General features: G+C 48.8%; 23 protein-coding genes. 6 read left to right on the top strand and 17 right to left on the bottom strand.

Translation table 11 applies throughout. The features are described from left to right. Positions 1–71 precede the first annotated feature (71 nt). The 9 genes from rapA to GV64_RS16410 form a co-directional block, all read right to left on the bottom strand. A complete protein-coding gene (gene rapA / locus GV64_RS16450) occupies positions 72–2,960 on the bottom strand; it encodes an RNA polymerase-associated protein RapA (protein ID WP_020583846.1) in 2,889 nt (962 codons plus the stop codon). 402 nt (positions 2,961–3,362) lie between these two features. Then, positions 3,363–4,118, bottom strand: a complete 756-nt coding sequence (locus GV64_RS16445) for an outer membrane protein (protein WP_020583847.1) — start codon at positions 4,116–4,118, stop codon at positions 3,363–3,365. A 208-nt stretch (positions 4,119–4,326) separates the two neighbouring features. Further along, a complete protein-coding gene (locus tag GV64_RS16440; RefSeq protein WP_020583848.1) occupies positions 4,327–4,878 on the bottom strand; it encodes a protein disulfide oxidoreductase in 552 nt (183 codons plus the stop codon). Beyond that, positions 4,875–6,977 carry a protein-disulfide reductase DsbD family protein gene (locus GV64_RS16435; RefSeq protein WP_026258448.1) on the bottom strand — a complete coding sequence of 701 codons (2,103 nt, stop codon included), beginning with the start codon at positions 6,975–6,977 and terminating at the stop codon, positions 4,875–4,877. The genes GV64_RS16440 and GV64_RS16435 overlap by 4 nt, the downstream gene beginning before the upstream one ends. Positions 6,978–7,060: 83 nt before the next feature. After that, positions 7,061–7,465: a hypothetical protein gene (locus tag GV64_RS16430; protein WP_020583850.1), complete on the bottom strand. Its 405-nt coding sequence runs from the start codon at positions 7,463–7,465 to the stop codon at positions 7,061–7,063. Positions 7,466–7,631: 166 nt separating this feature from the next. Continuing rightward, entirely contained in the window at positions 7,632–8,633 is a 1,002-nt protein-coding gene (locus GV64_RS16425) for an isopenicillin N synthase family dioxygenase (RefSeq protein ID WP_020583851.1), read from the bottom strand. 102 nt (positions 8,634–8,735) lie between these two features. Beyond that, complete coding sequence (locus GV64_RS16420) at positions 8,736–9,509, bottom strand: ABC transporter permease (protein WP_020583852.1); 774 nt, start codon at positions 9,507–9,509, stop codon at positions 8,736–8,738. Continuing rightward, positions 9,506–10,285, bottom strand: a complete 780-nt coding sequence (locus tag GV64_RS16415; protein WP_020583853.1) for an ABC transporter ATP-binding protein — start codon at positions 10,283–10,285, stop codon at positions 9,506–9,508. Before GV64_RS16415 ends, GV64_RS16420 begins: the two co-directional genes overlap by 4 nt. 3 nt (positions 10,286–10,288) lie before the next feature. Next, positions 10,289–11,287 (bottom strand): ABC transporter substrate-binding protein, encoded by a 999-nt coding sequence (locus GV64_RS16410; RefSeq protein ID WP_020583854.1) that lies wholly within the window; start codon positions 11,285–11,287, stop codon positions 10,289–10,291. 511 nt (positions 11,288–11,798) lie between these two features. Here GV64_RS16410 and GV64_RS16405 point away from each other — a divergent pair. Beyond that, on the top strand, positions 11,799–13,166 hold the full coding sequence (locus GV64_RS16405; protein ID WP_020583855.1) for an amidohydrolase family protein: 1,368 nt from the start codon (positions 11,799–11,801) through the stop codon (positions 13,164–13,166). A gap of 13 nt (positions 13,167–13,179) precedes the next feature. Here GV64_RS16405 and GV64_RS16400 read toward each other — a convergent pair whose 3' ends face one another. From GV64_RS16400 to rluB, 3 genes are all read right to left on the bottom strand, one after another. Further along, positions 13,180–14,211 (bottom strand): hypothetical protein, encoded by a 1,032-nt coding sequence (locus GV64_RS16400; protein WP_020583856.1) that lies wholly within the window; start codon positions 14,209–14,211, stop codon positions 13,180–13,182. Between the two features lie 206 nt (positions 14,212–14,417). Next, positions 14,418–14,711, bottom strand: a complete 294-nt coding sequence (locus GV64_RS16395) for a YebG family protein (protein WP_020583857.1) — start codon at positions 14,709–14,711, stop codon at positions 14,418–14,420. A 112-nt stretch (positions 14,712–14,823) separates the two neighbouring features. After that, positions 14,824–15,705 (bottom strand): 23S rRNA pseudouridine(2605) synthase RluB, encoded by an 882-nt coding sequence (gene rluB, locus GV64_RS16390; RefSeq protein WP_020583858.1) that lies wholly within the window; start codon positions 15,703–15,705, stop codon positions 14,824–14,826. Between the two features lie 660 nt (positions 15,706–16,365). On the opposite strand from rluB, the gene GV64_RS16385 reads away from it, so the two are divergent. Further along, entirely contained in the window at positions 16,366–16,605 is a 240-nt protein-coding gene (locus tag GV64_RS16385) for a hypothetical protein (RefSeq protein ID WP_020583859.1), read from the top strand. Positions 16,606–16,893: 288 nt separating this feature from the next. Here GV64_RS16385 and GV64_RS16380 read toward each other — a convergent pair whose 3' ends face one another. Both GV64_RS16380 and GV64_RS16375 read right to left on the bottom strand, forming a co-directional pair. After that, complete coding sequence (locus tag GV64_RS16380) at positions 16,894–17,367, bottom strand: P-loop NTPase family protein (protein ID WP_269078694.1); 474 nt, start codon at positions 17,365–17,367, stop codon at positions 16,894–16,896. A gap of 103 nt (positions 17,368–17,470) precedes the next feature. Then, positions 17,471–18,406, bottom strand: a complete 936-nt coding sequence (locus GV64_RS16375) for a LysR family transcriptional regulator (RefSeq protein WP_201772496.1) — start codon at positions 18,404–18,406, stop codon at positions 17,471–17,473. Positions 18,407–18,518: 112 nt separating this feature from the next. Here GV64_RS16375 and GV64_RS16370 point away from each other — a divergent pair, with 112 nt between their 5' ends. Beyond that, positions 18,519–19,205 (top strand): pirin family protein, encoded by a 687-nt coding sequence (locus GV64_RS16370; RefSeq protein ID WP_020583862.1) that lies wholly within the window; start codon positions 18,519–18,521, stop codon positions 19,203–19,205. A gap of 82 nt (positions 19,206–19,287) precedes the next feature. On the opposite strand, the gene GV64_RS16365 is transcribed toward GV64_RS16370, so the two are convergent. Further along, positions 19,288–19,608: a hypothetical protein gene (locus GV64_RS16365; RefSeq protein ID WP_020583863.1), complete on the bottom strand. Its 321-nt coding sequence runs from the start codon at positions 19,606–19,608 to the stop codon at positions 19,288–19,290. 410 nt (positions 19,609–20,018) lie between these two features. Between GV64_RS16365 and GV64_RS16360 the strand changes: the two genes are divergently transcribed. From GV64_RS16360 to GV64_RS16350, 3 genes are read left to right on the top strand one after another with little or no spacing between them, the layout of a single operon-like run. Beyond that, positions 20,019–20,921, top strand: coding sequence for a nitrilase-related carbon-nitrogen hydrolase (locus GV64_RS16360; protein ID WP_020583864.1), 903 nt, complete (start codon positions 20,019–20,021; stop codon positions 20,919–20,921). 50 nt (positions 20,922–20,971) lie between these two features. Further along, positions 20,972–22,414 carry a dihydropyrimidinase gene (gene hydA, locus GV64_RS16355; protein ID WP_020583865.1) on the top strand — a complete coding sequence of 481 codons (1,443 nt, stop codon included), beginning with the start codon at positions 20,972–20,974 and terminating at the stop codon, positions 22,412–22,414. A gap of 8 nt (positions 22,415–22,422) precedes the next feature. Next, positions 22,423–23,892 (top strand): NCS1 family nucleobase:cation symporter-1, encoded by a 1,470-nt coding sequence (locus tag GV64_RS16350; RefSeq protein ID WP_020583866.1) that lies wholly within the window; start codon positions 22,423–22,425, stop codon positions 23,890–23,892. A gap of 21 nt (positions 23,893–23,913) precedes the next feature. On the opposite strand, the gene GV64_RS16345 is transcribed toward GV64_RS16350, so the two are convergent. Together GV64_RS16345 and GV64_RS16340 are read right to left on the bottom strand one after the other, a co-directional pair. Further along, the gene (locus tag GV64_RS16345; protein WP_026258453.1) at positions 23,914–24,420 is read right to left on the bottom strand and encodes an AAA family ATPase; all 507 of its coding nucleotides are present in this window, start codon (positions 24,418–24,420) and stop codon (positions 23,914–23,916) included. Between the two features lie 151 nt (positions 24,421–24,571). Beyond that, positions 24,572–25,066, bottom strand: coding sequence for an acyl-CoA thioesterase (locus GV64_RS16340; RefSeq protein ID WP_020583868.1), 495 nt, complete (start codon positions 25,064–25,066; stop codon positions 24,572–24,574). Positions 25,067–25,094: the final 28 nt, after the last annotated feature.

Raw genomic sequence — 25,094 nt, 5'->3', positions numbered from 1 at the left:
AAAGATGGCAGGCAAGCCGGGGCATTAAACCTCAGCTTGCCATTTTCAGAGTTAAGCTAACTCTGAAAACATTAACCGGCAATCATAATCCGCAAAGCATCTAGTCTCAGAACAGCTTTCTGAAGAGCTTGGTGGCCCAGTGCTGCACGGTTCTTGAGGTACTCAATCTCTTCACTTCGAACATTGGGGTTAACCACCTTAAGAGCCGCTAGCCGTTTAATCTCTTCTGTGACATCGGTCAGCAGGTTTTGGCAGGCCTGATTAACGATGGGCTGTACCCGATCTTTTGCGTAGCCTTCCGCTTTATCCAGCATTGTCAGGAATGGTGCACGCTGTGCATTCACCAGTTTCTTGGCAACACCGCGTTTCAACGGTTGAAGCTGGGCATTCAGAGTATCAAAGGCAACCTTTTCAGACAGATCGTTGAATCCCGGATCAATCAGGCAGCGAATCGGTGTTGCCGGCAGGTAGCGGTCAAGTTGCAGGGTTCGATCTGCACTGGTTTCCACCACATAGATGGCTTCCAGAAGCATGGTGCCAGGCTTAAGCGCCTTGTTCTTAAGGAGAGCGACAGAGGTATTGCCCAGCTCGCTGGTCAGCACCATGTCCATCCCTTCAGAAACAATCGGGTGCTCCCAGGTCAAGAAGTGCATATCTTCCCTGGATAGTGCCATTTCACGGTCAAAAGTAACGGTCATACCATCATCCGGAAGGCCCGGGAAGGTGGTAATCATATGGCTTCCAGGGCGAATGACCAGACAGTGTTTGGAGTAGTCTTCTGCTTCAACACCAAAGCCTTCAAACAGCTTTTCCATAAACCGCTTGAGTTGTCTTGGCTGTTCCTGCTCTTCAATGTCATTGATCATATCTTCACTGGAGATCAGGCCGCGGGAGTTCAACTCCAGTAAACGGTCCCTGCCTTTGTGAAGGTGTTCTACCTGCTGCTGATTCAATTGAGAAGCCTGACCCAGCAATGTTTCCATCGCTTCGGAGGAGCTCTGACTGCCCGGTTGCAGGTAGGGAACTAATTCCTCGCCCAGTTGCATCTGTACCATGCTACCGGCAGGGCAGGTATCCGCAAAAGCATTCAAACCCTGATCATACCAGTGGAACATGGCTTCCTGACCAGTGCCCAGCAGATAAGGAACGTGAATTTTGATGGCTTCAGTCTGGCCGATACGATCCAGTCGACCGATGCGCTGTTCCAGTAAGTCTGGGTGTTCAGGTAGATCGAATAATACAAGGTGATGGGCAAACTGGAAGTTACGTCCCTCACTACCGATTTCGGAACACACCAGTACCTGCGCACCATGCTCTTCTTCCGCAAAGTAGGCGGCGGCACGGTCACGCTCAATGATGCTCATGTTTTCATGGAAAACGGCGGCAGGAATGCCGGAAAGAATACGCAGCGCATTTTCCAGATCCAGAGCTGTATTAGCGTTGGCACAGATAACCAGCACTTTCTCTTTCTTGAGCAGTTTGAGCAGATTAATCAGCCAGTCCACTCGAGGGTCGACTTTCCACCATGGGTCCATGTCTTCTACCTGAATCTGTGCCTGATAGGCCAGCTCGGGGTAGAGGTTGTGGCGATAATGGCTCTCTTCTTCGAGGGCAATTTCATACAGCTCAGGCAAAGGCTGAGGGTATCCCTGAACCGCACGACCAGAGAAACCACCCACGGCTGCGCGGGTATTCCGGAACATGACTCGGCCGGTGCCGTGACGATCCAGCAGGCGGCGAAGCAGTTGTGTTCGAGCGGTATTCCTAGTTTCTTCATCGCCCTGATCCAGCTCTTGATCGAGAGCATCAATCAGAGGCTTGCTGTCTTCCCCAAGGAAGCTGATCAGGTGGTCTCTTGCCCGGGGAGGCAGAGCCTTGTTCTCGTTATTCAGCAGTTCCTGAACAGCTTCAGCAACGGGTTCGTAACGACTCTCTTCCGCCTCGAAAGCGGCCAGATCGTGGAAGCGGTCTGGATCCAGCAGGCGTAAATGGGCAAAGTGGCTCTTGGCTCCCATCTGTTCCGGGGTCGCTGTTAACAGCAGTAATCCGGGGATCTGCTGGGACAGTTCTTCTACGCACTGATATTCCGGGTTTGTCTCTTCTTCAGACCAGATCAGGTGGTGGGCTTCGTCGACAATCAGGAGATCAAAACCAGCTTCCATCGCTTGTCGACGACGTTCATCGTCATGACAGAGAAAGCCGATGCTGCAGATAATCAGCTGTTCAGTGTCAAACGGGTTCTCATCGGAAGACTGGCGACAGCGCTCTTCATCAAAAACGCTGAAGCGCAGGTTGAAACGGCGCAGCATTTCTACCAGCCACTGATGTACCAAGCTTTCTGGCAGCAGAATCAGTACCCGGCTGGCACGACCGGTAATCAGCTGCTGGTGCAGTATTAAACCGGCCTCAATGGTTTTACCCATACCCACTTCATCAGCCAGCATGACTCGTGGCGCATGGCGCTGAGAAACCTCGCGGGCAATGTGCAGCTGGTGTGGAATCAGGCTGGTGCGTGGGCCAACCAATCCGCGCATGGGGGATTTACGCAGACCGTAGTTGTACTGAAGCGTTTTGTACCTTAGGGTAAAATTGCTGTTCTGGTCGATCTGACCGGCCAGCAGGCGGTCCTGAGGCTTGTTGAATCGAATGTGATTACCCAGTTCTGCTTCTGGCAGCTGGCCGGGCTCCCCGTCGGGAAGGGTTCCAAGATAAGTCAGCAGCCCGTTCTTTTCGATAACCTCGGTGACCAGCATTGTCCAGCCCTCGTGGCTTTCAACACGATCTCCGGGGTTGAACTCGACGCGGGTCAAAGGGCAGTTGCTTATGGAGTAAAGCCGGGTTTCACCGGTAGCAGGAAACAGCAGGGTGACCATTCGACTGTCAAAGGTGAGCACCGTGCCCAGCCCCTGTTCGGTCTCAGTATCACTAATCCAGCGTTGTCCAGAAACGAAACTCGTCATATTTGACTACTAACCTTGCCTGACTAACAGCCCGCTATTGTACGGTATCACTCTTCAGCGATAGCGCAGGTCGGAGATGGACCTGCAGGCTGTATTTAAAAAATGGTTTACGGTGAGGACTTATCTGTGAGCAGAGAAGTACTCAAATTACTCAGCCATCTCAATCATACGCTTCCCTGCAGTGTTTTGCGTGAAGATTATGACCGATGTACCAAAAAGCGCGCTATATTAGCGGAATCCTCTTAAATTGCACTACGGGGATGACCGAAATTCATAATGCAACGATGATTATAGACGGGAGTTTGCTTTCTATTTGCTCAGCTTTGCTTTATTGAGGCTTTAAGGCGGGGGTGCTGCACAGGAACCGCTCGCAGCCTGCACAGAGTTAATGTCGATAGATCTTTAGAAGTGGTAACGCAAGCCCATCAGTACATTGGTCGATTCAAGCTTGCCTTTGAAAGACTCGTCACCGGTGGCAGGAAGGTTTTTCAGCTCCCAGTCACCCAGATTTCGGTGTTCTACGCCAAGATCCAGGGCAAGATGCTTGCTGAATAAGTAAGAAACCCCGACACCAACCGTCCAGGCCATTTCATTGTTGGTGTTGTTTTCCCACTTTTCATTCCAGTTAGGGTTTGCGGAGAAGGTCTGCACTCCGGACGCTTTATTCCGTGCATAACCGGCACCGGCCATGAAATAGGGCGCAACGTGCTTATTGATGGGCATATCGTAATAGGCCTTAAGCATGTAGACCTCAGACTCAATGCTTATGTTGTTGTATCCGGTGCCTACGAGAAGAAAATTGAATGGACCTCCCCCTACCATTGTGCCGATCTGCAGATCAATCTGATAATCAGATGCCTGTTGCATTGACCCTTCAAGTTCTAACCGGAAATTCCGGTTAAACACAAATCCAAGACCCAAGGCTCCAGTGGAAGCGTCGTCACTATTGTCTTCTCCAACTATCCCATTGCTGCCATTTGTAGGTGAGGTGCCATAGTCCGGATCTGTTGGCAGAAGAAAGGGGTTAGTAGCCTCCGTATCCTTTATCTGTGTATAGGCAACTCCCCCGCGGGCAAAAGCATAGATATCGATGGCGTGGCTGGTGACAGGCATGGCAAGAACCATTCCTGCCAGTATTGCATTGAAAGCTTTAATCATTTTGTACCGTTCCATGGTTAGAATTTATTAATAGAAGTAACAACAGCTAACTTTCTAATTAAAAAGAATAGACAAAATATGTGCAGTAAGTATTCAGCTGGGAGTGGAAGGAAGCTTATAGCCCTCCCTGGCTAAGCTCCTGTCTTGTTCTTTGTGCTACCTGGTGAGATATGGGTTGGCTATAGAGCTGGTTAATACAGCGGCAAATTTATCTTGCCAGCTGCATTCTTAACCAGATGCCCGGTGGTGTACTGATCCCAGTGGTTGAAGAAACCACCTGGCCATTCTTCACCATTACGACGGTTGGTGTAGCGCTAATTCCCCATTGCCGGGCAATTACCCCTTTGTTGTCATTGACGGTTGGGAAATCATACTCGTGATGTTTCAAATATCCGGCTAACCGGGCGTTCTCTCCTGAAGAGAGCGCAACAGACACAACTTGATAATCGTTACTCATCCAGTTAACCGTGGGTGAGACAAACCGGCAGATCGAACACCAGGAGGCCCAGAAATAGATCAGCACGGGTTTTTCATAACTCATGGCCTTAACATCCAATGTTTCTCCCTGAAGGGTTGAAACCACCATTTCAGGCATCTCACCATCAGGTATTTCCTGACCTCGCCAGAGATCCATCGCAACGCTGACCGCAGTGAAGATCACGGCCATAAAAATGGCCTCACGAGTCCAGCGTTTCAGTCGTCCCGGTTTTCTGCTTTCTTTGTTGTTTGCTTCGGTCTTCTCAGTTTTTCCCTGTTTCATTGAGAATGTCCTCTGGCTTGCTCAATGGCCTTAATCACTGCATCACTGGTGAGGATAACCGGAAGCTCAATACCATCCGGGGCTCCCGGGCCATATACAACATTAAACGGGACTCCGTAGCGGCCATAAGACTGCAGAAAATTGGTTACGTACTCTGAAGGCTGCGTCCAATCACCTTGCATGGCAATCAGATTATCAGCGTGCAGTTGTGAATACACCGGTTCTCGCTGGAGAACGCCAACTTTGTTGGCTTTACAGGTGATACACCATCCTGCGGTGATATCCACGAACACCGTTTTACCCTGCTGAACGGCCCCCTGAATCGATTCTGTTTTTAATGGCTGCCATGAAATCTCTGCAGCAGGCTTTGGAGACAGGCGACCGTTTGTAAAACTGAGCAGTAAACCAGCAGCGGACACAAAGCTTAAAAATGCCAGAGTCATAACCACTGAACGACTGCCTTTGGTTTTCCCAAGTCGCCAGAGCAAACCGATAACAAAGATGACTCCGATAATCAGCGTTGCTGCTGCACCGACGAAACTGGTTATCAGACTAAGCAGCCACAAGCTGGTGGCCAGCATCATAAAACCAAACAGTGTTTTTACTGTATTCATCCAACGACCGGGTTTGGGTAGCAAGCTGGCCAGTTGTGGAAAGCTGGCGATCAATAACCACGGAATGGCCATGCCAATGGCCAGTGCAGTAAAGACCAGAAACAGGACAATGTAGTCAGCGCCCAGGGCAAAGGCGACCGCCGTTCCCAGAAAGGGTGCACTGCAGGGCGTTGCCAGTAAGGTTGCAAACATACCCTGAATAAAATGACCTGCGTAGGAGTTGTCACCTTTTGAGGCCAGCCAGGTGCTGGTGTTGCTGGATAACTGTATTTCAAAAAGGCCCATCATATTGGCCGCAAAAACAGCGGTCACCAATACCATTGCACCGATAAAATAAGGGTTTTGAAATTGTATACCCCAGCCCAGTGCCTGACCTGACAGCTTTAAGGCCGCCAGAAATAGTGCCAGGAGCCAGAAAGACACCAGAATGCCTGCTGCAGAAGCCAGAAACTGGCCACGAATCTGCTGCTTCTCCAGACCTTGGGTTGAAATAACGCTGCTGAGTTTCATGCCCAGTACCGGAAGCACACAGGGCATGATATTGAGGATTAATCCCCCGAGCAGGGCAATAACCATAATGGTCAATAGCCCTTTATCCTGAAGCCCTTTGAGAGGCTCATTTCCCAGTGTTGCCTGCAGCTCTGTGGCCAGATTCTGGTCAGTTATCACCAGAGGTAGGGCTCTATTGTGCAAATCAATGGGCTCAAGCCAGTTGGTCACTTTGAACGAGGCAGTGATTGTGTCCCCGTTTACCCGGATATTCGGAGTGTCAAAGATGAAGTTTTTCAGCTCATCGCTACTGCTATCCACGAATACGTCCGGATTTTTCCAGCCCTGTGGTCTGCTTATCTGGAAGATGGCGATTTCTTTTGCCTGATCCCAGAAGGCACCCATCACTTCAACCGTATTTGATGGCCTGGGAACCTGACTGATTCCCTGATTGTACAAATGCAAGGCCTGCTCAGAGAGGTCAAGCTGGTCAGGCTGAAAAGTCAGGCTCAGCTCATAGTCGTTAAGCACACAGATATTGGTGCATGAGGGCATGGTCAGTGTGCCAAGAAACCAGACTGGCTCCTGCATGTTGTTGACATGAATTGTCAGCGGAAAAACCACTCGGTCTTTATAGCCCAGGGTTTCTACTCCCATAAACGCATAACGACCAGGAATGGGCCAGTGCCACTCCACCTGATTCAGGTTTTCAGACTTACTCCAATCAAGAGAGGGGGCAACGCCACCTTCACCAGGCGATCGCCAGTAGGTTTTCCAGTCGCCATCCAGTTGAACTTCCAGCAGGCCTTCAACCGTTTTAGCCTGTGGGTCGGTTTCTCCGGTCAACATCAAACGAACCGAAAGCGGGGGGTGTTTGGGATCCGTTAACCAGCCGGTACTGACTTCACTGGCGGAAGCCATGAACGGTAAAAATGAGAGCAGTAAAATACTCAAAAATGATAGAACAGTAGCCAGGGGCTTAGCAGGGTGCTTCAATGCCAGATACTCCAATAGACACAAATCTACAGCGCGGGCTCAAATGCCAGCGAACATTCGGTGATTAGCGATTTGAGTTGTGTCTATTCTTGAAACACACACAGCACCAGGTGATGCCTTCGACGGGGAGTAATGGGTTCCGTCAGAGAGGGGAAAGTAACTTTGCTTCCAGCACAGAACCAAGCAAGGATCAGCAGTAACAGTGGAGCTAATAGAGCTCCGAGCTCGATCAACTGGGACTGGTTCTGAATCAGGTGATTGCTCAGCTCGCATTCCGTATCAGTAGATTCAGGTTCAGAAATATCCTGATGAAGGCCTGTATTGGAAGAAAAAATGAAGCCACTGTGATATTGATCGGCTTTAATCGGGCAGGCGCTACCCAATCCGGCTCGTTGCCACAGGCACACAGCCAGCACCATGCAGACCAGCAGTATTGACTGCCGGGCAATGGCCTTTTTTTGTGGCTGGCTGAGGTGTCTGCTGACCAAGTCTTGAATTCCACTCTGAATGACTCTTTAGAGTAAGCGATTATATCGACTATTGCAGGATTGGCTAACCGGTGGATTTGATCGGGAAGGTAATCTTTTCAATTTGAAAAGGTAAAGGACCGGATAATCAGGCAAGAAGCTTCGCCTCTTGCCCGCATGAGCCACGCTAAAAGTTTGCCTTGATTCGCTGCTGCAGATAATCGGCTGCAGTAATGGCCTCATACTTCTTCCTGGGTCCCTGGATCACCTCATTACGATTGGCCTGGCAGAAAAAAGCCATGGAATAGCGTGAACCCTGGTTTTCATCAGGTCTGGGCATTCTGACCCGGTGCAGGGTGGATTTCAGCTGATCATCACTCCAGCGCATCAGCATATCGCCAATATTACAGGTGATGATGCCGTCCATCGGGACCACATTGGTCCATTCGAGCTTGTTTTTACTGTCTTTACCCGGGCAAACCTGCAGTCCCCCCTGACCGGATTTTTGGAAAACCATGGTTAAACAGTCAAAGTCGGTGTGAGCGCCTGCACGCCAGATACCGGGTGTCGCTTTGCCTTCCATGGGGAGGTAGTGCAGCAGGCGCAAGGTGGATTGATAGTCTTCTGCCTGCCAGGTATGTGCTTTGTGGAAAAAATCAGAAGGAAAGCCAAGCTTGTCGGCAAAACAGGAAAGTATATTCATACCCAGTTGCCAGCATTGCTGCTCAAAGGTCAATAAGAAATCTTGAAACCCGTCAATGGTCGTTGAATTTTCATGACTCTCTGGCCAGAGCCCTGACATATGAGGGCGGGTAATCTGATAGGACTCCTTACGGTCAGCTGTTCCGGTGGATGGGCGAACCTGAGCCTGAAACTCCCAGCCAGCATTCAGGCCATCTTTCAGTGGGTACTGCTCTTTTTCCGCCATAGGCAGACTGAAAAACTGCTCAGAGTACTGAAAAGCCTTATTGATATCAGTCAGCGCAATGGAATGATTTTTTATTTGAAAGAAACCCACTTCCACGGCGGCATACCAGAGTTGTTCGGTTATTTCCGGTTTTCTCTCATTAAATCGACTGAGGTCAATGATTGGGATGGATCTCTGATCGTTCTCGGTGCCCCGGCTGCCCAGGTTTTTTTCCAGATTCAATTCTGTCAGTGAATAGTTTTGCTGACTGGTGGTTTGCATTGTCTTTCTCCAATAGTTGGGCAGAATTGCCGTTATTGGAGCAATGCCTGATTTCTGGAAGGAAATCTGCCGCTTCTACTCCAGAGTTGAAAAAATAAAGGGTTACAGCTCTGTTTTGGTCAGGCTCCAGGCAAAGCCGATCTTCTGAATCCACTGGATCAGCTTGAACAGGATCAGGCTGACCGCAGCGAGAAAGAACAGGGCGGCAAAAGCCTGTGGAATTTTAAAGTACGATGTTGAGAATTGAACGAAGTACCCCAGCCCCTGCTCAGCAGCGACAAACTCTGCGACAACAGCGCCAATAATCGACAGGGTAATGGCCACTTTCAGACCGCTGAAAATATACGGGGTTGCGTAGGGCAGGCGAATTTGCCAGATCTCCTTATGCACCGGCGCTTTCAGCGAACGGGACAGTTCAATCATTTCCGGGGGCGTTGCCAGCATGCCGGTGGTTGCAGAAACCACCAGTGGGAAAAAAGTAATCAGACAGGTAATGACCAGTCTTGGTGCTTCACCGGTGCCCAGAATAACAATAAGCAGTGGTGCAATGGCGACGACAGGTGTCGACTGAATGATGACCAGCAATGGGTAAAGAGTTCGAGCCAGAAATCGGGAGCGTACCATCAGCATGGCCATGGGAATACTGATGGCAATCGACAGCAAAAATCCCTGAAGAGCAATACTGACCGTAGCCCATAGATGTCCAACCCAGCGCTGGCTTTCAACCTGGAAAAAAGCTTCGGCAATATCACTGGGTGCAGGCAGAACAAACACCGGGATCTCTAACAGTCGGCAGATCAGCTCCCACAGAGGAATCAGGCTGACCAGCGCGAGTATGGGCAGCACTTTATGGGACAGAAAGGTTTTCATTGTCATGCGGCCACCCTGTCAGTCTGATAAATGTAATCGCGCAGTACTCGCGTGTAATAGCCAAATTCAGGATGCTGTAAAGTATCCAGAGAACGGGGTCTGGGCAGCTCGATCGTAATATTATCGACCAGCGTACCGGGCCTCTCACTCATGACCAGTACCCGGTCGGCCAGCAATACCGCTTCGGAAATCGAATGGGTGATGAACAGAACGGTCTTGGGTTTTTCCCGCCAGAGGCCCAAAAGATCAAACCCCATTTGCTCACGGGTTAGTGCATCCAGTGCGGAGAAAGGTTCATCCATGATCAGAATATCCGGATCAAGCAACAGAGCGCGGGTAATACCTACCCGCTGTTGCATACCACCTGACAGCTCATCGGGGCGATGGTGAGCAAACGCTTCCAGACCCGCCATGGTCAGAAGGGCCATGGCCTGTTCTCGATGACTTTGAGTAATGCGGCCGTACTTGTGTTTTACTGGGAACAGCACGTTATCCATTACGTTCAGCCAGGGAAGGAGCACCGGTTTTTGAAATACGATGCCCACATCCTCTCTCGGACCATCAACCTGCTGGTCATAAATCCGCACTGTCCCCTGGCTGGGGGTTATCAATCCCGATAGCAATCTGAGCAGAGTCGACTTGCCACAGCCGGAGGGGCCGACGACAGCAACAAACTCATGCTGCTCAATGGTAAAATTGACATTATTGAGCGCCAGTACTTTTTCGCCATTGTCTTTCTCATAGCTGTGAGAAATGCCGGAAAACTCTACACAGTGTCGCATGGTTTACTCTCCGTTAAGGCTGTCCGGGGTTACGGCAGATGCGGGGTTAAAGCTGGCAATATCCAACTGTTGCGCCCTGGCAGTCCAGCTCCAGGTGGTTGCCAGCCGCTCTGGATCAAATTTGCCAAGCCCATGGGAAGCACTGGCTTCGTTATATACCAGCCCCTTGATGGCCTTGATGGTGTCAGCGGCAACCTGTGCATCTACCTCGGGTACCTGTTTGTTAATGGCCACACCACTGGCTTCCGGGTTTTTCCAGGTATAGTCAATCGCTTTGGCAAAAGCCTTGATAAAGCGTCTGGCAACATCAGGGCGTTCTGCAAGGAATTGGTCGGAGGCGACCAGTGCCGTTGAGTAAAACTCAAGGCCTGCGTCGTACCAGGGGAGTACTTCAAGATCCTTTCCGGCATCTCTGGCCTGCTGGCGATAGCGCTCAGTGTCGGTCAGCCAGGAAATCACCACATCTGTGCTTCCAGTCATCAGCATCGGGTTCAGGGCGCCTGGGTTGGCTTTCACCAGATTGATGCTCTCTTCTTCAACATTGTTCAAATCCAAAAGCAGGGGAAGAAAGATATTGGATGAAGTAAATGGGGAGGTGGCTATGGTTTTACCAGCGACATCTTTGGCACTGTCGATGCCAGAGCCTTTAAGTATAAAGAAGGCGTGGGGCGCCTCACTGAAAACAGAGTGAACGGCGGTTACTGGAACCTGGTCATTGGCCTTGGCCATCATCAGGGCAACCAGGTCGGCCTGGCCGATATCGGCGGTGCCGGTAGCCAGTTTACTGATGGCATCAGTAGACCCTCGTCCCGAAGAGATTTTTACTTCAATATCCTGCTCGGCAAAAAAACCTTCATGAATGCCAACGTAAACAGGCGCCTTATCGCCGCCTGGCAGCCAGTCCAGCTGAAAAGTGACCTGGTCTGCGGCAATGGCCTGTGTGGAGGTAATGGCAAAGGCCAGTGAAGAGCAGAGTTTTCGTATCCATCGAGGTGTTGTCATTGTATGTCCTGCCACTGGGTTAAATAGGGGCTCAATGATGGGGCAGGTAAGAACTCCGGGTATCAACGCCTGCCACACTGGCTGAACTGTCAGTACCACGCCATCGTATAGACGGGCGCGTGACCATCACTGAGTGTGGTTGTGCGTTGAGCAATGACCCAGGCGACGCCTTGACAGCTTCTACTCAATGCAAAAACTTGCAATGACTCCTGAGCAAGTGGTGTGCCAGATCAAGGAATACCGCAAATGAAAGGGGGATCATGGAGAAAATCTGGAATTAATAAATTTTTGTTATGTATCCGTGCGCCAGAATGGTGCGGCGGGGGCTTCAGCTGCTCCATCACTTGGCATTTGCTATTAGAGGTATTTCTATTTCAGTCGCCGTTCCCAAGGGAAAGGAGTAGCGCAGGGTGGCAATGGCTTTTCCCCGCCTGAGTGCCAATGAAGTATTTTTGAGTGCTCTCTGGCTTGAAGATTGCTTTGATAAATCCAGAATATTTTGGAGTTGTGTATGAGTTTTCTAATAAAAAATGCCAGGGCGGTTTATGCACCGGGTTCACCAGAGTCAACGGACATTCGAATTTCAGAAGGCTTTATTACTGAACTGGGGCAAGGGCTCTTACCGTTGCCGGGGCACCAGGAGCAGGTCATTGATGCCTCGCACTGCGTCGTCTATCCAGGTTTGGTGAATACTCACCACCATCTTGCCCAGTCTATTCTAAAGGGAGTTCCGGAAGGGCTTAACCAGGGGCTTGGTGACTGGCTGGTTTCTGTACCTTACCGCTTCTGGCCAAAGGTTACTCCAGAGCTGATGTATCAGGCGGCCCGTCTGGGTTTCTATGAACTGCTCCGTTCCGGCACCACAACCTGTGCCGATCATCACTACCTTTATCACAAAAACACCAGCCCTGAAGTGGAAGCAGCAGTTTGGCAGGCAGCGGAAGAGGTGGGTATTCGTTTTGTGCTCTGCCGTGGTGGAACAACGACGCATGGCTCTCATAGGGGGATGGAGAAATCTGCCGTTGAGTCTGAATCGCTGGATCAATACCTTTCGCTTCTGGAAGGCACAAGAACCCGTCATCATGATCCGTCTCCCATAGCCATGAAACGCTTGGTGGTTGCGCCAACCAGTCTGGTGCATGGCAGTGAGCCGGATCACCTGAGAGTGATGGCTGATTATGCTAGAAGTCATCAGCTGAAAATGCACTCGCACTTACTGGAAGTGTCATACGACGATGAACAGGCGCTTGCAAAGTACGGCATGAGTGCCATTGATTATGCCGAGTCCTGTGATTGGCTGGGATCCGATGTCTGGTTTGCGCATCTGGTGAAGACGGATACCCATGCTATTCAGACGCTGGCTGAAACCGGAACAGGCATTGGTCACTGTCCAACGTCGAACTGTCGGTTGGGCAGTGGTATTGCCCCCGTGATTGAAATGGTAGAGGCGGGGGTTCCTGTCAGTATTGGCGTCGATGGCTCGGCTTCGGCAGAATCGGCTTCCATGCTTCAGGAGCTGAATCTCTCCTGGTTGTTGCATCGAACACAGCATGGGGCAGAAGCCACTCATCTTGACTGGGTTCTACAGTGGGGTTCCCAGGGTGGAGCGAAAATACTGGGGCTAGATGGAGTTGGAGAGATTGCGGTCGGTAAGGCTGCAGATATTGCTCTTTATAATGTCGATAACCCAAGAATGGTCTCTGTTCACTCTCCATTATGGGCTCCATTGATGTGTGGTGAGCCTGCCCAGGTGGATTATTTGTTTGTGAATGGCAAACTTCGGGTTGAACATGGCGAAGTAGCGGGTATTGATGAACGACAACTGGTTACTGATATCCACTCAGCCCTGACAGAGCTGACCAAACTGGTTTCTCAATAAGGTAGAGGGAGTCTCACTGGTTCTCAGGGAGTAATTCCATACGGCGAAAAGGTTCTCCACTTTTGAGGTATCCCTCAATAACTACATAGCGAAGAGGGTGTGAATGTTTTTTGTTCAGGTGAATGAATGCTTCTTCCAGAAGTGGCTCGTTCTCACTAAGGGGCATATAGCACCCGGTATCTTGATCAATAGGGAGTGCTAAGGTTCCCTGAACTGAAAAAAGATGCCACCGCTCCATTGAACAGGGAGAGACAGGGATTCTTTGGAGCAGCTGGTGATCACTGTAAAGCGATACGCTATGAATGCTGACGGCTCGAGAAGCGCTCGAATAAGGCCCATCAAAGATGGAAAGCTGGTAAAAGGATACCTGTCTCAGGGAGTCATCTTTCGTGAAGTGTGAAGATAGAAACCCCCAGCCATGTCGACCGGGAACCGGTACTACTTCTTCAAAGCTGGCAATTTCCAGAGGTGACTGGATGTGAATAATGGTGTCGTCAAGTGTACTCAGTGACCACTCTCCCGCTACAGCCGGTTGTTGCAGGAAAATGCATTGTGTCTGCAGTGTCTCCTGAGTCATGGTTTCCACTGTACCGGGAGGGTGGATGGTTAAGCCTTCAGGTGAGGTTCGTTTCTGACTGATTCTTATGGCGTCAACAGACGGGTCAATGGAAAAATGGAAAGAACCTGATGACCCGTTACGCTGTGGTTGAACGGGTCCTGAAAAATACCATTGACTATCAGTCAGTCTGGTTTTGTCAATGTTTGGCGTTGAGCTGGATAATTGCTCCATATTCTCTGTGAACTCACCCAGGGTCATGACCTTGCCTCCCGAAATGTTTGAGAGGGTGATCATGTCATCATAGGGGTGAAGTGATTGAGGATTTGAACTGGGTTCACAGTAAAAGAGATCGGCAACCGCAGTGTTAGCAGTGATGCTTGCAAGCAGCAGAGTCAAGGTAGTCAGGCGGCGTTGAAAACGACAATTTGAAGAAAAGTAAGGGGGGGAGCAAAGGTCAGTAACATTTTCTTTTTTATTATGTTTCATCTTCTTGGTTCTGAGTGCCCAGTGACTTTATATTGAAGTATAGGCGTACAGAGGTTGGGGCAGAGAGGCTTCAGGAGGTGAGAGCCTCCAAGAGTAAATAAGAGGATTTGAAATCGTAGAGAAAGAAGGCACTAAGGGATAGGACAGACTTGAATTAAAAAAGCATCGTGCCTTTATGCCTTCAAATACCATGGTTAAAAGCCAGGTCAAGCAACTGCTTCACGAATATCCACGGTATTGTCAGCAGCTGGTTCACTGCCTGACTGAATTTCCTGAAGTACTTCTGGCTTGCCTTTAAAGGCTTTGGCTAGAATGTCCTTGTTTCTGGACATCAGCAGGCCAATCTCTTCTGCCAGCTGCTCATCGATCTTGAAATTAGCTTCCAGCATGCCAGTGATACCGTCGGCCAGCTCGAGCATGCGATCGTGTTCTTCTGCGGCTTTTTTATCAGTAAACATGCTTCCATCCCGGTCAACTCGCCACATGGGTGTAATGGACATGGGCTTCCTCCTGTATTAGGTTCTAGTTACTGTATATAAATACAGTATTATTGTCTAGGCGGATCCGTCCAATAAGCCGAACAAGTGTAGACTTATCCGGCTTAATCGGCAGTTATCGGGTACGTTTTTTCGGATGAGGGCTGAAGCGTCGGGCGCTGCCTTTCACTTTCTTGGCCTGTACTTCGTTCTTTTTCAGTCGATCCTGAGGCTTTTTGTGGAAGGAGGGGGCGGGAGGCAGGTCAACCAGTGCAGCAAGAGCATCGATATCCTGCTTGTCCAGCTCCTGAAACTGCCCTTGGCGAAGGTGGTCAGGAATGATCATGCTGCCAAAGCGAACCCGCTTCAACCGGCTGACTTTCAGATCCTGAGATTCCCACAGACGACGAACTTCCCGGTTGCGCCCTTCCAGAATACAGACATGGAACCAGTGGTTGATGCCGGTACCACCCGAATCAACGATATCAGTAAAGCGTGCCATACCGTCTTCCAGTTCTACGCCTTCAAACAGGTTCTTTACTTTTTGGGGGGTAACAGCACCCATGACTCGTACAGCGTACTCCCGCTCAACGGTGTTGGAGGGGTGCATCAAACGGCTGGCCAGCTCACCATCATTGGTAAACATCAATAAGCCGGAAGTATTCAGGTCGAGTCGACCAATGGATATCCAGCGCTCGCCTTTCAGCTTCGGCAGTTTATCAAAAACGGTTGGACGGCCTTCTTTATCTGAACGAGTGCAGATTTCACCTTCAGGCTTGTTATAGGCGATAACCCGACGAATACCGGCAGCATAGGCATCCAGTTTTACGGGTCGACCATCGACGGTGACGGTATCAAAACGGGAGGCACGATCGCCCAGGGTTGCTTTTTCGCCATTGACCAAAACCCGGCCTTCGGAAATCCAGCGCTCCATCTCACGGCGCGAGCCAAGGCCAGCACCCGCCAGGATCTTTTGCAGTTTTTCGCCCTGCGGAGGGAGTGTGTCTTCAGTAGTCATGTGATATTGGCGGTGTGACCGCCCAGTGTTCAATAAGAGGATGGGCAGTATAACGGCAGGGTAGGGTGCAGACAATCGGGTTGAGCCGCAGTAAAATGTGGTGTTTGATATGAGCGGGTTGATCTCAGGGTTTGAATATACCCGTTGCCGTTGAATTTGCTACTTTGTTGGCTGCGCTCGCTCACTAGTGCGCCAGCCTGGGCCCGGTCACTTGGTATATCTAAGCTTTCAGACTTCACTCCCTGGCCGCTGCATAGCAACTCCAAATTCTTTGTGTATAGGTATGAAATAATTTGTGAAAAGGCTATCTCTGTCTGTAAAAAGGGAGTAGTATTCGTTAATCAAGAGAGTAGTAGAACTACCCATGGTGATGGGGATTTAAAGAATAGAAAGCAGTGGGCAGTAGCCTATAGCGAGTAACCTTCCTCCAAAGTCTAGAATTAGATGCTTTCCGACGATAAACCTTCGTCATTAATTCTCTCAAATTACCTTTGAAGTTGCATTTTTTTGCATTTGGCTTCAAAGATCCAGATGATCGTCCTGTAGAAAATCAAAAATAACGATTTTACCCTGACGCTGGATTTAAAACCCATACCCGGTTATATAAATTAATGTCCCTGGGTGCTTGATAATAACTTACTAAAAAATCAGGAATAATTAATGTTTGAATCAACTATTGAACGCCCCTGCAGCTGTTGTGGGAAGATGACGCACAATCAGGAACTTGTGATGATTCACGCTGGAAAATCACGTCCGGCACTGGTCGCCAAATGTTCTGGTGAGTGTGGAAAGGAAATCAGTACGCATGAGTCGCAAACATTGAATCAGATAATGGATAATCAGTATGCCCCTTTGCACACTGTGAAAATCTGGAATGTATTTCGCAGCGTAAATGCATAAGATATTGACAGAATAATTGTTTTAGTGAATACCATGAAAGTAATGTTCGAATGTAAAAAATACGATTAAAATGAGATGTCGTTTATTTCTTAAGCAATCAGTAAGACTTATTGAAGAAAATCAGAAAGCCTCAATTTAAGTACCGTAATGATATTTTGGATAGTACGTACATTGTTGATCGACACTATCAAATTGATCGAATCGGCGATTAAATTTCATGAATAAAAACTGAGTAATGGTTAAGCTGCAGCAGTTTTATGCTGCAGCCAGAACATTCAGTTTTACATATTATTCCTGCTGGTTATTTTTCTTGAAAATTCTTTTCCTGCCGCTGTAGCCATTAAATAATGCTTCATGTGAAGATCTGGAGAATGTGTCGCTTCGGTGTGGGTACTGAGCGATCCAGTCAACCAGCATATTCAGGTTTGCATCCTGTGCCTCTTTTGACTCGTATTTATGCGGTTCCCATGTGCGCTTTCTGGCGTTGGCAATGCAAGCTTCCACTGGCAGATCTAAAAAAATAATTTCGCTTGAAAAGGGCATAACGAGTGCCAGTAGATCAGAGTAACAGCCTTCTATTACCCAGCTTTTATTCAGGCTGACAAATGCCTCAATTTCCTGCCTGGATTCTGCTATCGACTTTCTCTCGGGTGGTGATACCGCTTTCCAGGCCAGAGAGTCCAGGTCAAGGTGCTGCAGACTCTCTGACCTGCACAATGTCTTTGCCAGCGTGGATTTTCCTGAGCCGGAATTGCCAAAAATTACGATTTTTTCAATCTGGACTCCTGGTGAGAGTGGTCTTCCATAGTTTTCAGATATCAGATAAACACGGCTATTTATACGAAAATCACGTCAGGTAGTATTTTTACACTGAGAGCCGCTGAGTAAATAGCTCAACCACAAACTCCAGAAATGCCTTAACCTTGGGGATTTTTACCCTGTGTTGTGGGTACAGGGCAAAGATATCCACGGGCTCCATTCCCCAGTTGGATAACACGGGAATTAACCGTCCTTCGGCGACTTCCTGTATACACATATATTCCGGGAATATGGCAACCCCCAGACCATCCAGAACTCCCTGTTTGATCATAGCAAAATCATCCGCCAACAGCCTTGGTTGTAGGGTCAGTTGTTTTCGTTTCCTGCCATTGGCCAGTTCTATAGAGTGTTCGCCATGGACGCTACCCATTACCAGTATATCGCAGGCACCTGGCTCCTTGCCTGTTTCACCACACAGCTCATCAATGGTTTGGGGGGTGGAGCGGTGATTAAAATACTCCGGGCTGGCAAACAGTTTGCGCTGCGCTGTGCCAAGGCGTCTGGCAATCAGACGGGAGTCGTTCAGCTTGCCCACCCGGATCAGCATATCGAAACCTTCTTCAATCAAATCCACACGACGGTTGACCAGGTTCAGCTGCATTTCCAGCTCGGGGTATTGATGGAGAAAGCGGGGTAGATCAGGTTGGAGTATCTGCTGACCGATGGATACCGATGTACCGATACGCAGGCGGCCACGGTGGCTATTCAGTACCTCTGATACAGCCGCTTCGGCAAGATCTACCTCTTCCTGAATTCGTTTGCAGTGGGTCAGGTAACGTTTGCCGGCTTCAGTCAAATGCTGGGTTCGGGTGGTACGTTCCAGCAAACGTACACCCAATCGCTCTTCCAACCTGGAAACCTTACGGCTGATATTGGCCTTGGGAATACCGATTCGATCGGCGGCCAGGGTAAAGCTGCCTGCTTCCACCACGGTCAGAAAGGCCAGCATATCGTTAATATCTGTGTTGCTAATAGGCATCATAAGGAACGTTATTGTTGTTAGAATTGTAATAATGTTATCCATTTTCTGGTATTTATCAAACAATGGTGCAGGCCTATTCTGTAATCATAATGATCAATAACAGGAGATAGCCATGTATCAGCTTTCAAGAGAATCCTTGACACTGGGTGGATTTGCCGGTCTGCGTGAGTATCGAATTGTGACTGACTCCCGCGTATTTGGTGGTCATAAATCACCGGAAGCTTCTGAAGGGATAGGTAATTTTGTTTACCTGGCAGATGCACGGTTCAATCCAAGAGGGGAGACCCATATGCACCCCCACAGTGAGATTGATGTGATCTCAGTGATGGTAGAGGGGCGGGTTGCTCATGAAGGCTCTCTGGAGCACGGAAAAAGCCTCGAAGAGGGGGATGTACAGGTTCAGCGTGCTGGTGGTGAAGGGTTCAGCCATAACGAAGTTAACCCTGATGACATCCATAACCGTATGTTGCAACTCTGGGTTCTACCGGAGCAGGCAGGGCAGCCTGCGGGTTATAAATACTACAGCCCTGAATCAGGCAAAACCACGCGTATTTATGGTGGTCGTCAAGGTGAGAGTGAAACCTTCGACAGCCACACTACAATCGATATTGTTCATCTGAATGCCGGTGATACCACTGAACTACCGAAGGAAGCATTGGTGTATGTTTTTGCCGGTGAAAGTCTTGTTAGTGACAGGGATGAAACGGTTACAGTAAAGGATGGAGATCTTGTTCGAGGTCACAACCTTCAGGTGAACACGACTGGAGGTGTCAGTCTGGTAGTTGTGGCTGAGGGCTGAGTGTCCAAGAAGTAATTATATTTACGGTGAATAAAGGTATTGGTTAAACCAGTACCCTATTCCCGATTCTATGTGCTTCAGGTTAATTATTCGTAGCTGCGACAGTGATAAGTACTGTAAATATAATGCTATGTAAGGCTGCAAAGGCTTTTGATGATCGGTTAATACTTCTGCACATAGCCCTTAATTGACGATCGGATATATCTCGATATCCACCTTCAAACAGAAAAATAAAGGCGGGTTCTTTTGTGCCGGCGACCATACCGGGTAAACGGCTAGGTGAACCCATGCGAACCCAAAGGGTGTGGTGATGTATTTCCATATAGGCGAAAAGCTCCTTCGCCTTCCGGGTCAGGTAAATAATACTTATGGTCAGAAGTGTCAAAAACAGTGCTGGCAACATGTTGGTCATTTACCTTTTAGTCAAAACAGCATAGTGGTGACAATCTAGTGAAGTGATGAAGGCCAGACAGTACAGCGCATAGCTGTTATGCAATATTGCCTTAGATGATTCATGTTGTTAACAGAAAAGAAAGAAAAAGATAAACATGACAAAACAACTGATGGATCCTGCAGGTATGGCTGCATAAGTAGGAATCAATAGTTATATATTTAGTACTCATGATTTCGGGTAACTACTTGCATGTAAAAGCAGATGATCTATTAATTATTGCGCGGTTACATAGCTGTACACGGTATTACGCTTGGTCTGGCTTTTACTGCTTTTTAATTGAGGCTTGTAGTGGTCGTGACTCATCGACCTTTGGTGAGCCTTTCCTTGTTCCCGAAACATAGCTTCCAGGTGTTGTACCGGTGGATAGCGTTTTGCCTTATAAGCGAGAGTTGGCAGAAAATGAAGTTCGAACCGGGCTTATCCAGTTGAGCCTGAAAGCAGATACCAGTGAACCTGTTGAGCAGATCAGAGATAAAATGCTGGAGGCCCATCTTCCACTTATAGAACGGGCTGCGGAGCAGGGTGTTCAGATACTTTGTTTTCAGGAAGTATTTACTCTGCCGTATTTTTGTCCAAGTCAGGACAAGCGCTGGTATCAGGCTGCAGAAAGAATCCCCGAAGGCTTCACTACCCGAAAAATACAGGAACTGGCAGAAAAGTATCGGATGGTGATCATAGCCCCTGTCTATGAACAGACGATGGCAGGGGTTTATTACAATACGGCTGTCGTTATTGATGCCGACGGAAGTTATCTGGGAAAGTACCGGAAGACTCATATTCCTCAGGTTGCCGGCTTCTGGGAAAAGTTTTTCTTCAAGCCGGGCTCTTCCAACTGGCCGGTTTTCCAAACCCGGTATGCCAAAGTCGGTGTATATATCTGTTATGACCGGCACTTTCCTGAGGGCTGGCGAGCGTTGGCTTTGAACGGCGCTGAAATCATTTTTAATCCCTCTGCCACCGTGGCAGGTTTGTCTCAATATCTCTGGGAATTAGAGCAGCCAGCCAGTGCTGCCGCCAATGGGGTGTGGATTGCTGCTATCAATCGGGTGGGAACCGAAGCCCCCTGGAATATCGGAACATTCTATGGCTCTTCTTACTTTGTGAACCCCTGGGGGCAGATTACTGTTCAAGCGAGCGAAGGGCATGATGAGTTACTGGTGCATGATCTAGACTTGTCCCTGACTCAGGAAGCAAGGGACAGTTGGCAGTTCTTCCGTGATCGTCGTCCTGATCTATATAGCAAGCTTACACAGAGCGAATAAGCATCAGGCTGACTATATATTAACTTCACTTTTTCTGATGGAGACGTGTGATGGGGCTTCTGATAAAGGGCGGCACAGTGGTTCATCATGATCGAAGTGAAACGGCTGATGTTTATTGTGCCAGCGGGTTTATCCATAGCGTAGGAGTGAATCCTGATGTTCCGCTCGGGACGGAAACCGTTGATGCCCACGGGTGTCTGGTGATGCCTGGAGGGATTGACCCCCACACTCATATGCAGTTGCCCTTTATGGGGACAGTGGTGAGCGATGACTTCTACACTGGCACCCGGGCAGCCCTTGCTGGTGGCACCACCATGATTATCGATTTTGTCATTCCGGCCCCCCGACAGTCGTTGATGGAAGCTTTTTCAACCTGGCAGGAATGGGCCGAAAAGGCGGTAGCGGATTACGCTTTTCATGTGGCCATCACCTGGTGGGATAAAAGCGTCCATGATGATATGGGCACTCTGGTAAGCGACGAAGGTGTAAACAGCTTCAAACATTTCATGGCCTATAAAAACTCTATCATGGCCACTGACGATATTCTGGTAGGGAGCTTCAACCGGTGTCGTGAACTGGGGGCGATTCCCACTGTACACGCAGAAAATGGTGAGTTGGTTTTTTACTTGCAGCAGGAGCTACTGGCAAAAGGGATTACAGGCCCAGAAGCTCATCCCCTGTCACGTCCCCCCCTGGTTGAAGGCGAAGCCGCTAACCGTGCCATTCATATTGCGGGAGCCCTGGGTTCCCCCATCTACATTGTTCATGTTTCTACACAGGATGCGGTGGATGCCATTGCTTATGCCCGGGCTCATGGTCAGGAAGTTTTTGGTGAAGTCCTGGCGGGCCACTTGCTGATTGATGACTCAGTTTATCAGAGTAAAGATTGGTCTTTTGCAGCTGCTCATGTAATGAGTCCTCCTTTTCGGTCGAAGGAGCACCAGCAAGTGCTCTGGAATGCTTTGAAAAGTGGCACTCTGCAGACCACGGCGACCGATCACTGCAGTTTCTGTGCGGACCAAAAAGCCATGGGTAGGGATGATTTTACGAAAATACCCAATGGCACTGCCGGTGTGGAGGATCGGATGGCAGTGATCTGGGACAAGGGCGTAAACAGCGGGCAGCTTTCTGTGAATGATTTTGTGGCGGTAACTTCAACCCATGCTGCACAGATCTTCAATATCTATCCCCGTAAAGGATCTGTCTCAGTAGGGGCTGATGCAGATATTGTCGTATGGGATCCGGAAGCTACGAAAACCATCTCTGCCACTACTCACCATCAGAATGTGGATTTCAATATCTATGAGGGAATGCAGGTTCGGGGACTGCCCATAAAAACGATCAGCCAGGGTGAGCTGGTCTGGAATAATGGAGAGCTCCAGGCACCTGAAGGGCGGGGTCGTTTTGTCCGACGACCAGCGTATCCACCGGTCTATGAAACACTGACCAAACGAAACGTACTTACTCAACCAGAAGCGGTTAGACGGGGTTAACTTGTATAATGGCTGAACAATCACAGGCAGTAGAAGACAGTTTGTATGAACTGGAGATTGGTAGTCATCTGCAAGACAGCAGGTTATTTAATAACAGCATCGCACCAACCCGGATAAAGGAGAGAAACTGGACATCGGGTGATATCGCTGCCCTGTGGGTAGGTATGGCCATATGTGTACCAACCTATACCTTGGGCGGTGTTCTTACTGCTTTTTTTGGCCTTTCCGTTATTGAAGCACTGATCACCATTCTACTTGCTAATACCATTGTGTTGATTCCTCTTTGTCTGAATGCATTTCCGGGAACCAAATACGGTATTCCGTTTCCGGTGGTTTTACGTTCCAGTTTTGGCACTATTGGTTCAAATCTGCCCTGTATGATCAGGGCTACGGTTGCCTGTGGCTGGTTTGGGGTGCAGACCCTATTTGGTGGGATTGCTGTTCATCTACTGTTTTCATCGTTTTCCAGCGATTGGGCCAACCTGGGAGAAACCGGTGAGGTCATTGGCTTTTTTATTTTTATGCTTCTGAATCTAGTGGTGGTGATCCGGGGAGCTGATTCTGTAAAAAAAATGGAAGCTTTTTCTGCTCCGCTATTGCTGGTGGTATCAGTAGGGCTAATGATGTGGATTGTCCCCAGGGTGGATATTGTTGCCCTGGTGAACGAGCCGGCAAATCGTCCAGCGGATACGTCATTGTGGAGCTATTTTTTTGGTGGGCTTACGGCGATGGTTGGTTTTTGGGCAACGCTGTCGTTGAATATTCCTGATTTCAGTCGTTATGCCCGTTCCCAGAAAGATCAGATTAAAGGACAGGTACTAGGTTTGCCCCTGACCATGTTCTTTTTTTCCGCTCTGGGTGTAGTAATGACTGCAGCGACTCCCTCACTGTTTGGTCATACGATCTCTGATCCGGTGCATCTTATTGGGATGATAGATAACACCACGTGGAAGGCAATGGCGATGGTATTGATCATTATCGCTACATTGTCCACCAATACCGCAGCCAATATCGTTTCCCCTACCAATGACTTTCAAAACCTGTCACCCAGGCATATTAATCACACTCGTGGTGTTATTCTGACTGGTTTTATTGGCCTGTTGCTGATGGGGTTTGAGCTCTTAAAGAAAGTCGGGTGGCTGGATTCGGATATTTCAATTGAGGCGATGTACAGTGGCTGGCTCCTGAGTTACTCCAGCCTGCTGGGACCCATTGCTGGAATTATGGTTGTGGATTATTTCTTCGTAAGACGACAGGTGCTCAGTGTTGAAGATCTTTACCTACCTGATGGGGTTTACCCAAAAGTGAATATGGCAGGTATGGCCGCTTTTCTGGTTCCCGGTAGTTTAAGTGTGTTCGCCATGATGACCGGATCATTGGCGTGGTTTTACCATTATGGCTGGTTCTGTGGGTCCCTGATTGGCGGCGCTTTATACGCGTTATTTAATATCAGGCAGCTTACCAGAGCGTCTGCCTGAGTGGAGAGCAACCAGCCTGTTTTAGAGGGCCAGTTTTTCAATCAGTTCTGAAAAAGACTGCTCAATGGATTTGTTGGCAGTATCAATCCGGATTACCTCTCGATCCCAAGGGGCATATTGTCGGTGTTGTATAGAATTCCAGTCGGGTAGCTTCAGGTTAGTGACTGAACAGCTGCGGCTCTTGGCTCGTTGCTGGTGCGCAACTGTGTCAGAACAGTGAATCTCAATATTTATAAAGTTGGCGGTAGTTTGGATTGCAGTTTCCTGCCATTCATCCCGTGTTAATTTAATGGGATTACAGGAGTCTGATACGACGCTGATTCCTAGTTTCAGGTTGTCTTGAACTATTCGATAGCTCAGACGATAGCCTTCACCTTCAACCTTAAGGCTGCAAAGGTCTCTAAGTCCTTGCTCAATAGTATCAATGCGAACGTACATTGCTCTCAGGTGTCTTGAGAGTAATTGAGCTAACGTTGATTTTCCTGAAGCAGGTAGGCCAGAAAAAATATACAGTGTAGGAATGCCCAAATAGCCTCCATTACAGTGTCTAAATTGAATTAGCGTCAATCTGAAAACCAGTCTTTTAGCTGTTTATCCAGCCCTTAGATATGAACACGGATTCTGCCAGCAGAGGTGCACCCCTGAAAGTAATTACCGTGATTCCAGTAGCGTTGGAAAACTAGTCAGTCCGCTTCATAAGCTTTACATGAGCTTCCATCTCTTCGCTGATCTGCTGGCGCATATTCATCAGCCGGATTGCTGACTCACGCAAATTGATGTCTTCTTTTGTCTTGGGTACCCACTCCTTAACTTTGGTTGGTTTTCCATTTTCATCAACAGCAACCATAATCACGATGCAGTGTGTTGTTAAAATATTATCGAGATTTTTAGGGTCACTGGCCTGAACATCAATGGCTATGTGCATGGATGAGGAACCGGTAAAAATCACCTTTCCCGTAACTTCAACCAGATGACCGACATGAATCGGGTTCACAAATCGAATGCCGCCTGCGTAAGCAGTAATACAGTATTTGCCACTCCAGCCAGCGGCACAGGCATAAGCCGCCAGATCAATCCACTTCATGACTGCGCCACCGTGCACTTTCCCGCCAAAATTTACGTCACTGGGTTCAGCGAGAAAACGTAGTGTTACTTCGCGTTTGTTTTTTTTCATTTCTATTTCTTTTAATCCGTGCTCTCAG

Origin of the sequence: Endozoicomonas elysicola, assembly GCF_000710775.1 — a bacterium.
Classification (GTDB): domain Bacteria; phylum Pseudomonadota; class Gammaproteobacteria; order Pseudomonadales; family Endozoicomonadaceae; genus Endozoicomonas; species Endozoicomonas elysicola.
Note: the sequence above shows the minus strand (reverse complement) of the source record. Positions and strands in the feature narration are given on the sequence as shown.

Excerpts from the sequence above, each read along its gene's own strand:
- rapA (WP_020583846.1), bottom strand. The coding sequence starts at position 2,960 with ATGACGAGTTTCGTTTCTGGACAACGCTGGATTAGTGATACTGAGACC.
- GV64_RS16445 (WP_020583847.1), bottom strand. The coding sequence starts at position 4,118 with ATGATTAAAGCTTTCAATGCAATACTGGCAGGAATGGTTCTTGCCATG.
- GV64_RS16440 (WP_020583848.1), bottom strand. The coding sequence starts at position 4,878 with ATGAAACAGGGAAAAACTGAGAAGACCGAAGCAAACAACAAAGAAAGC.
- GV64_RS16425 (WP_020583851.1), bottom strand. The coding sequence starts at position 8,633 with ATGCAAACCACCAGTCAGCAAAACTATTCACTGACAGAATTGAATCTG.
- GV64_RS16420 (WP_020583852.1), bottom strand. The coding sequence starts at position 9,509 with ATGACAATGAAAACCTTTCTGTCCCATAAAGTGCTGCCCATACTCGCG.
- GV64_RS16415 (WP_020583853.1), bottom strand. The coding sequence starts at position 10,285 with ATGCGACACTGTGTAGAGTTTTCCGGCATTTCTCACAGCTATGAGAAA.
- GV64_RS16410 (WP_020583854.1), bottom strand. The coding sequence starts at position 11,287 with ATGACAACACCTCGATGGATACGAAAACTCTGCTCTTCACTGGCCTTT.
- GV64_RS16405 (WP_020583855.1), top strand. The coding sequence starts at position 11,799 with ATGAGTTTTCTAATAAAAAATGCCAGGGCGGTTTATGCACCGGGTTCA.
- GV64_RS16400 (WP_020583856.1), bottom strand. The coding sequence starts at position 14,211 with ATGAAACATAATAAAAAAGAAAATGTTACTGACCTTTGCTCCCCCCCT.
- GV64_RS16395 (WP_020583857.1), bottom strand. The coding sequence starts at position 14,711 with ATGTCCATTACACCCATGTGGCGAGTTGACCGGGATGGAAGCATGTTT.
- rluB (WP_020583858.1), bottom strand. The coding sequence starts at position 15,705 with ATGACTACTGAAGACACACTCCCTCCGCAGGGCGAAAAACTGCAAAAG.
- GV64_RS16385 (WP_020583859.1), top strand. The coding sequence starts at position 16,366 with ATGTTTGAATCAACTATTGAACGCCCCTGCAGCTGTTGTGGGAAGATG.
- GV64_RS16375 (WP_201772496.1), bottom strand. The coding sequence starts at position 18,406 with ATGATGCCTATTAGCAACACAGATATTAACGATATGCTGGCCTTTCTG.
- GV64_RS16370 (WP_020583862.1), top strand. The coding sequence starts at position 18,519 with ATGTATCAGCTTTCAAGAGAATCCTTGACACTGGGTGGATTTGCCGGT.
- GV64_RS16365 (WP_020583863.1), bottom strand. The coding sequence starts at position 19,608 with ATGTTGCCAGCACTGTTTTTGACACTTCTGACCATAAGTATTATTTAC.
- hydA (WP_020583865.1), top strand. The coding sequence starts at position 20,972 with ATGGGGCTTCTGATAAAGGGCGGCACAGTGGTTCATCATGATCGAAGT.
- GV64_RS16350 (WP_020583866.1), top strand. The coding sequence starts at position 22,423 with ATGGCTGAACAATCACAGGCAGTAGAAGACAGTTTGTATGAACTGGAG.
- GV64_RS16340 (WP_020583868.1), bottom strand. The coding sequence starts at position 25,066 with ATGAAAAAAAACAAACGCGAAGTAACACTACGTTTTCTCGCTGAACCC.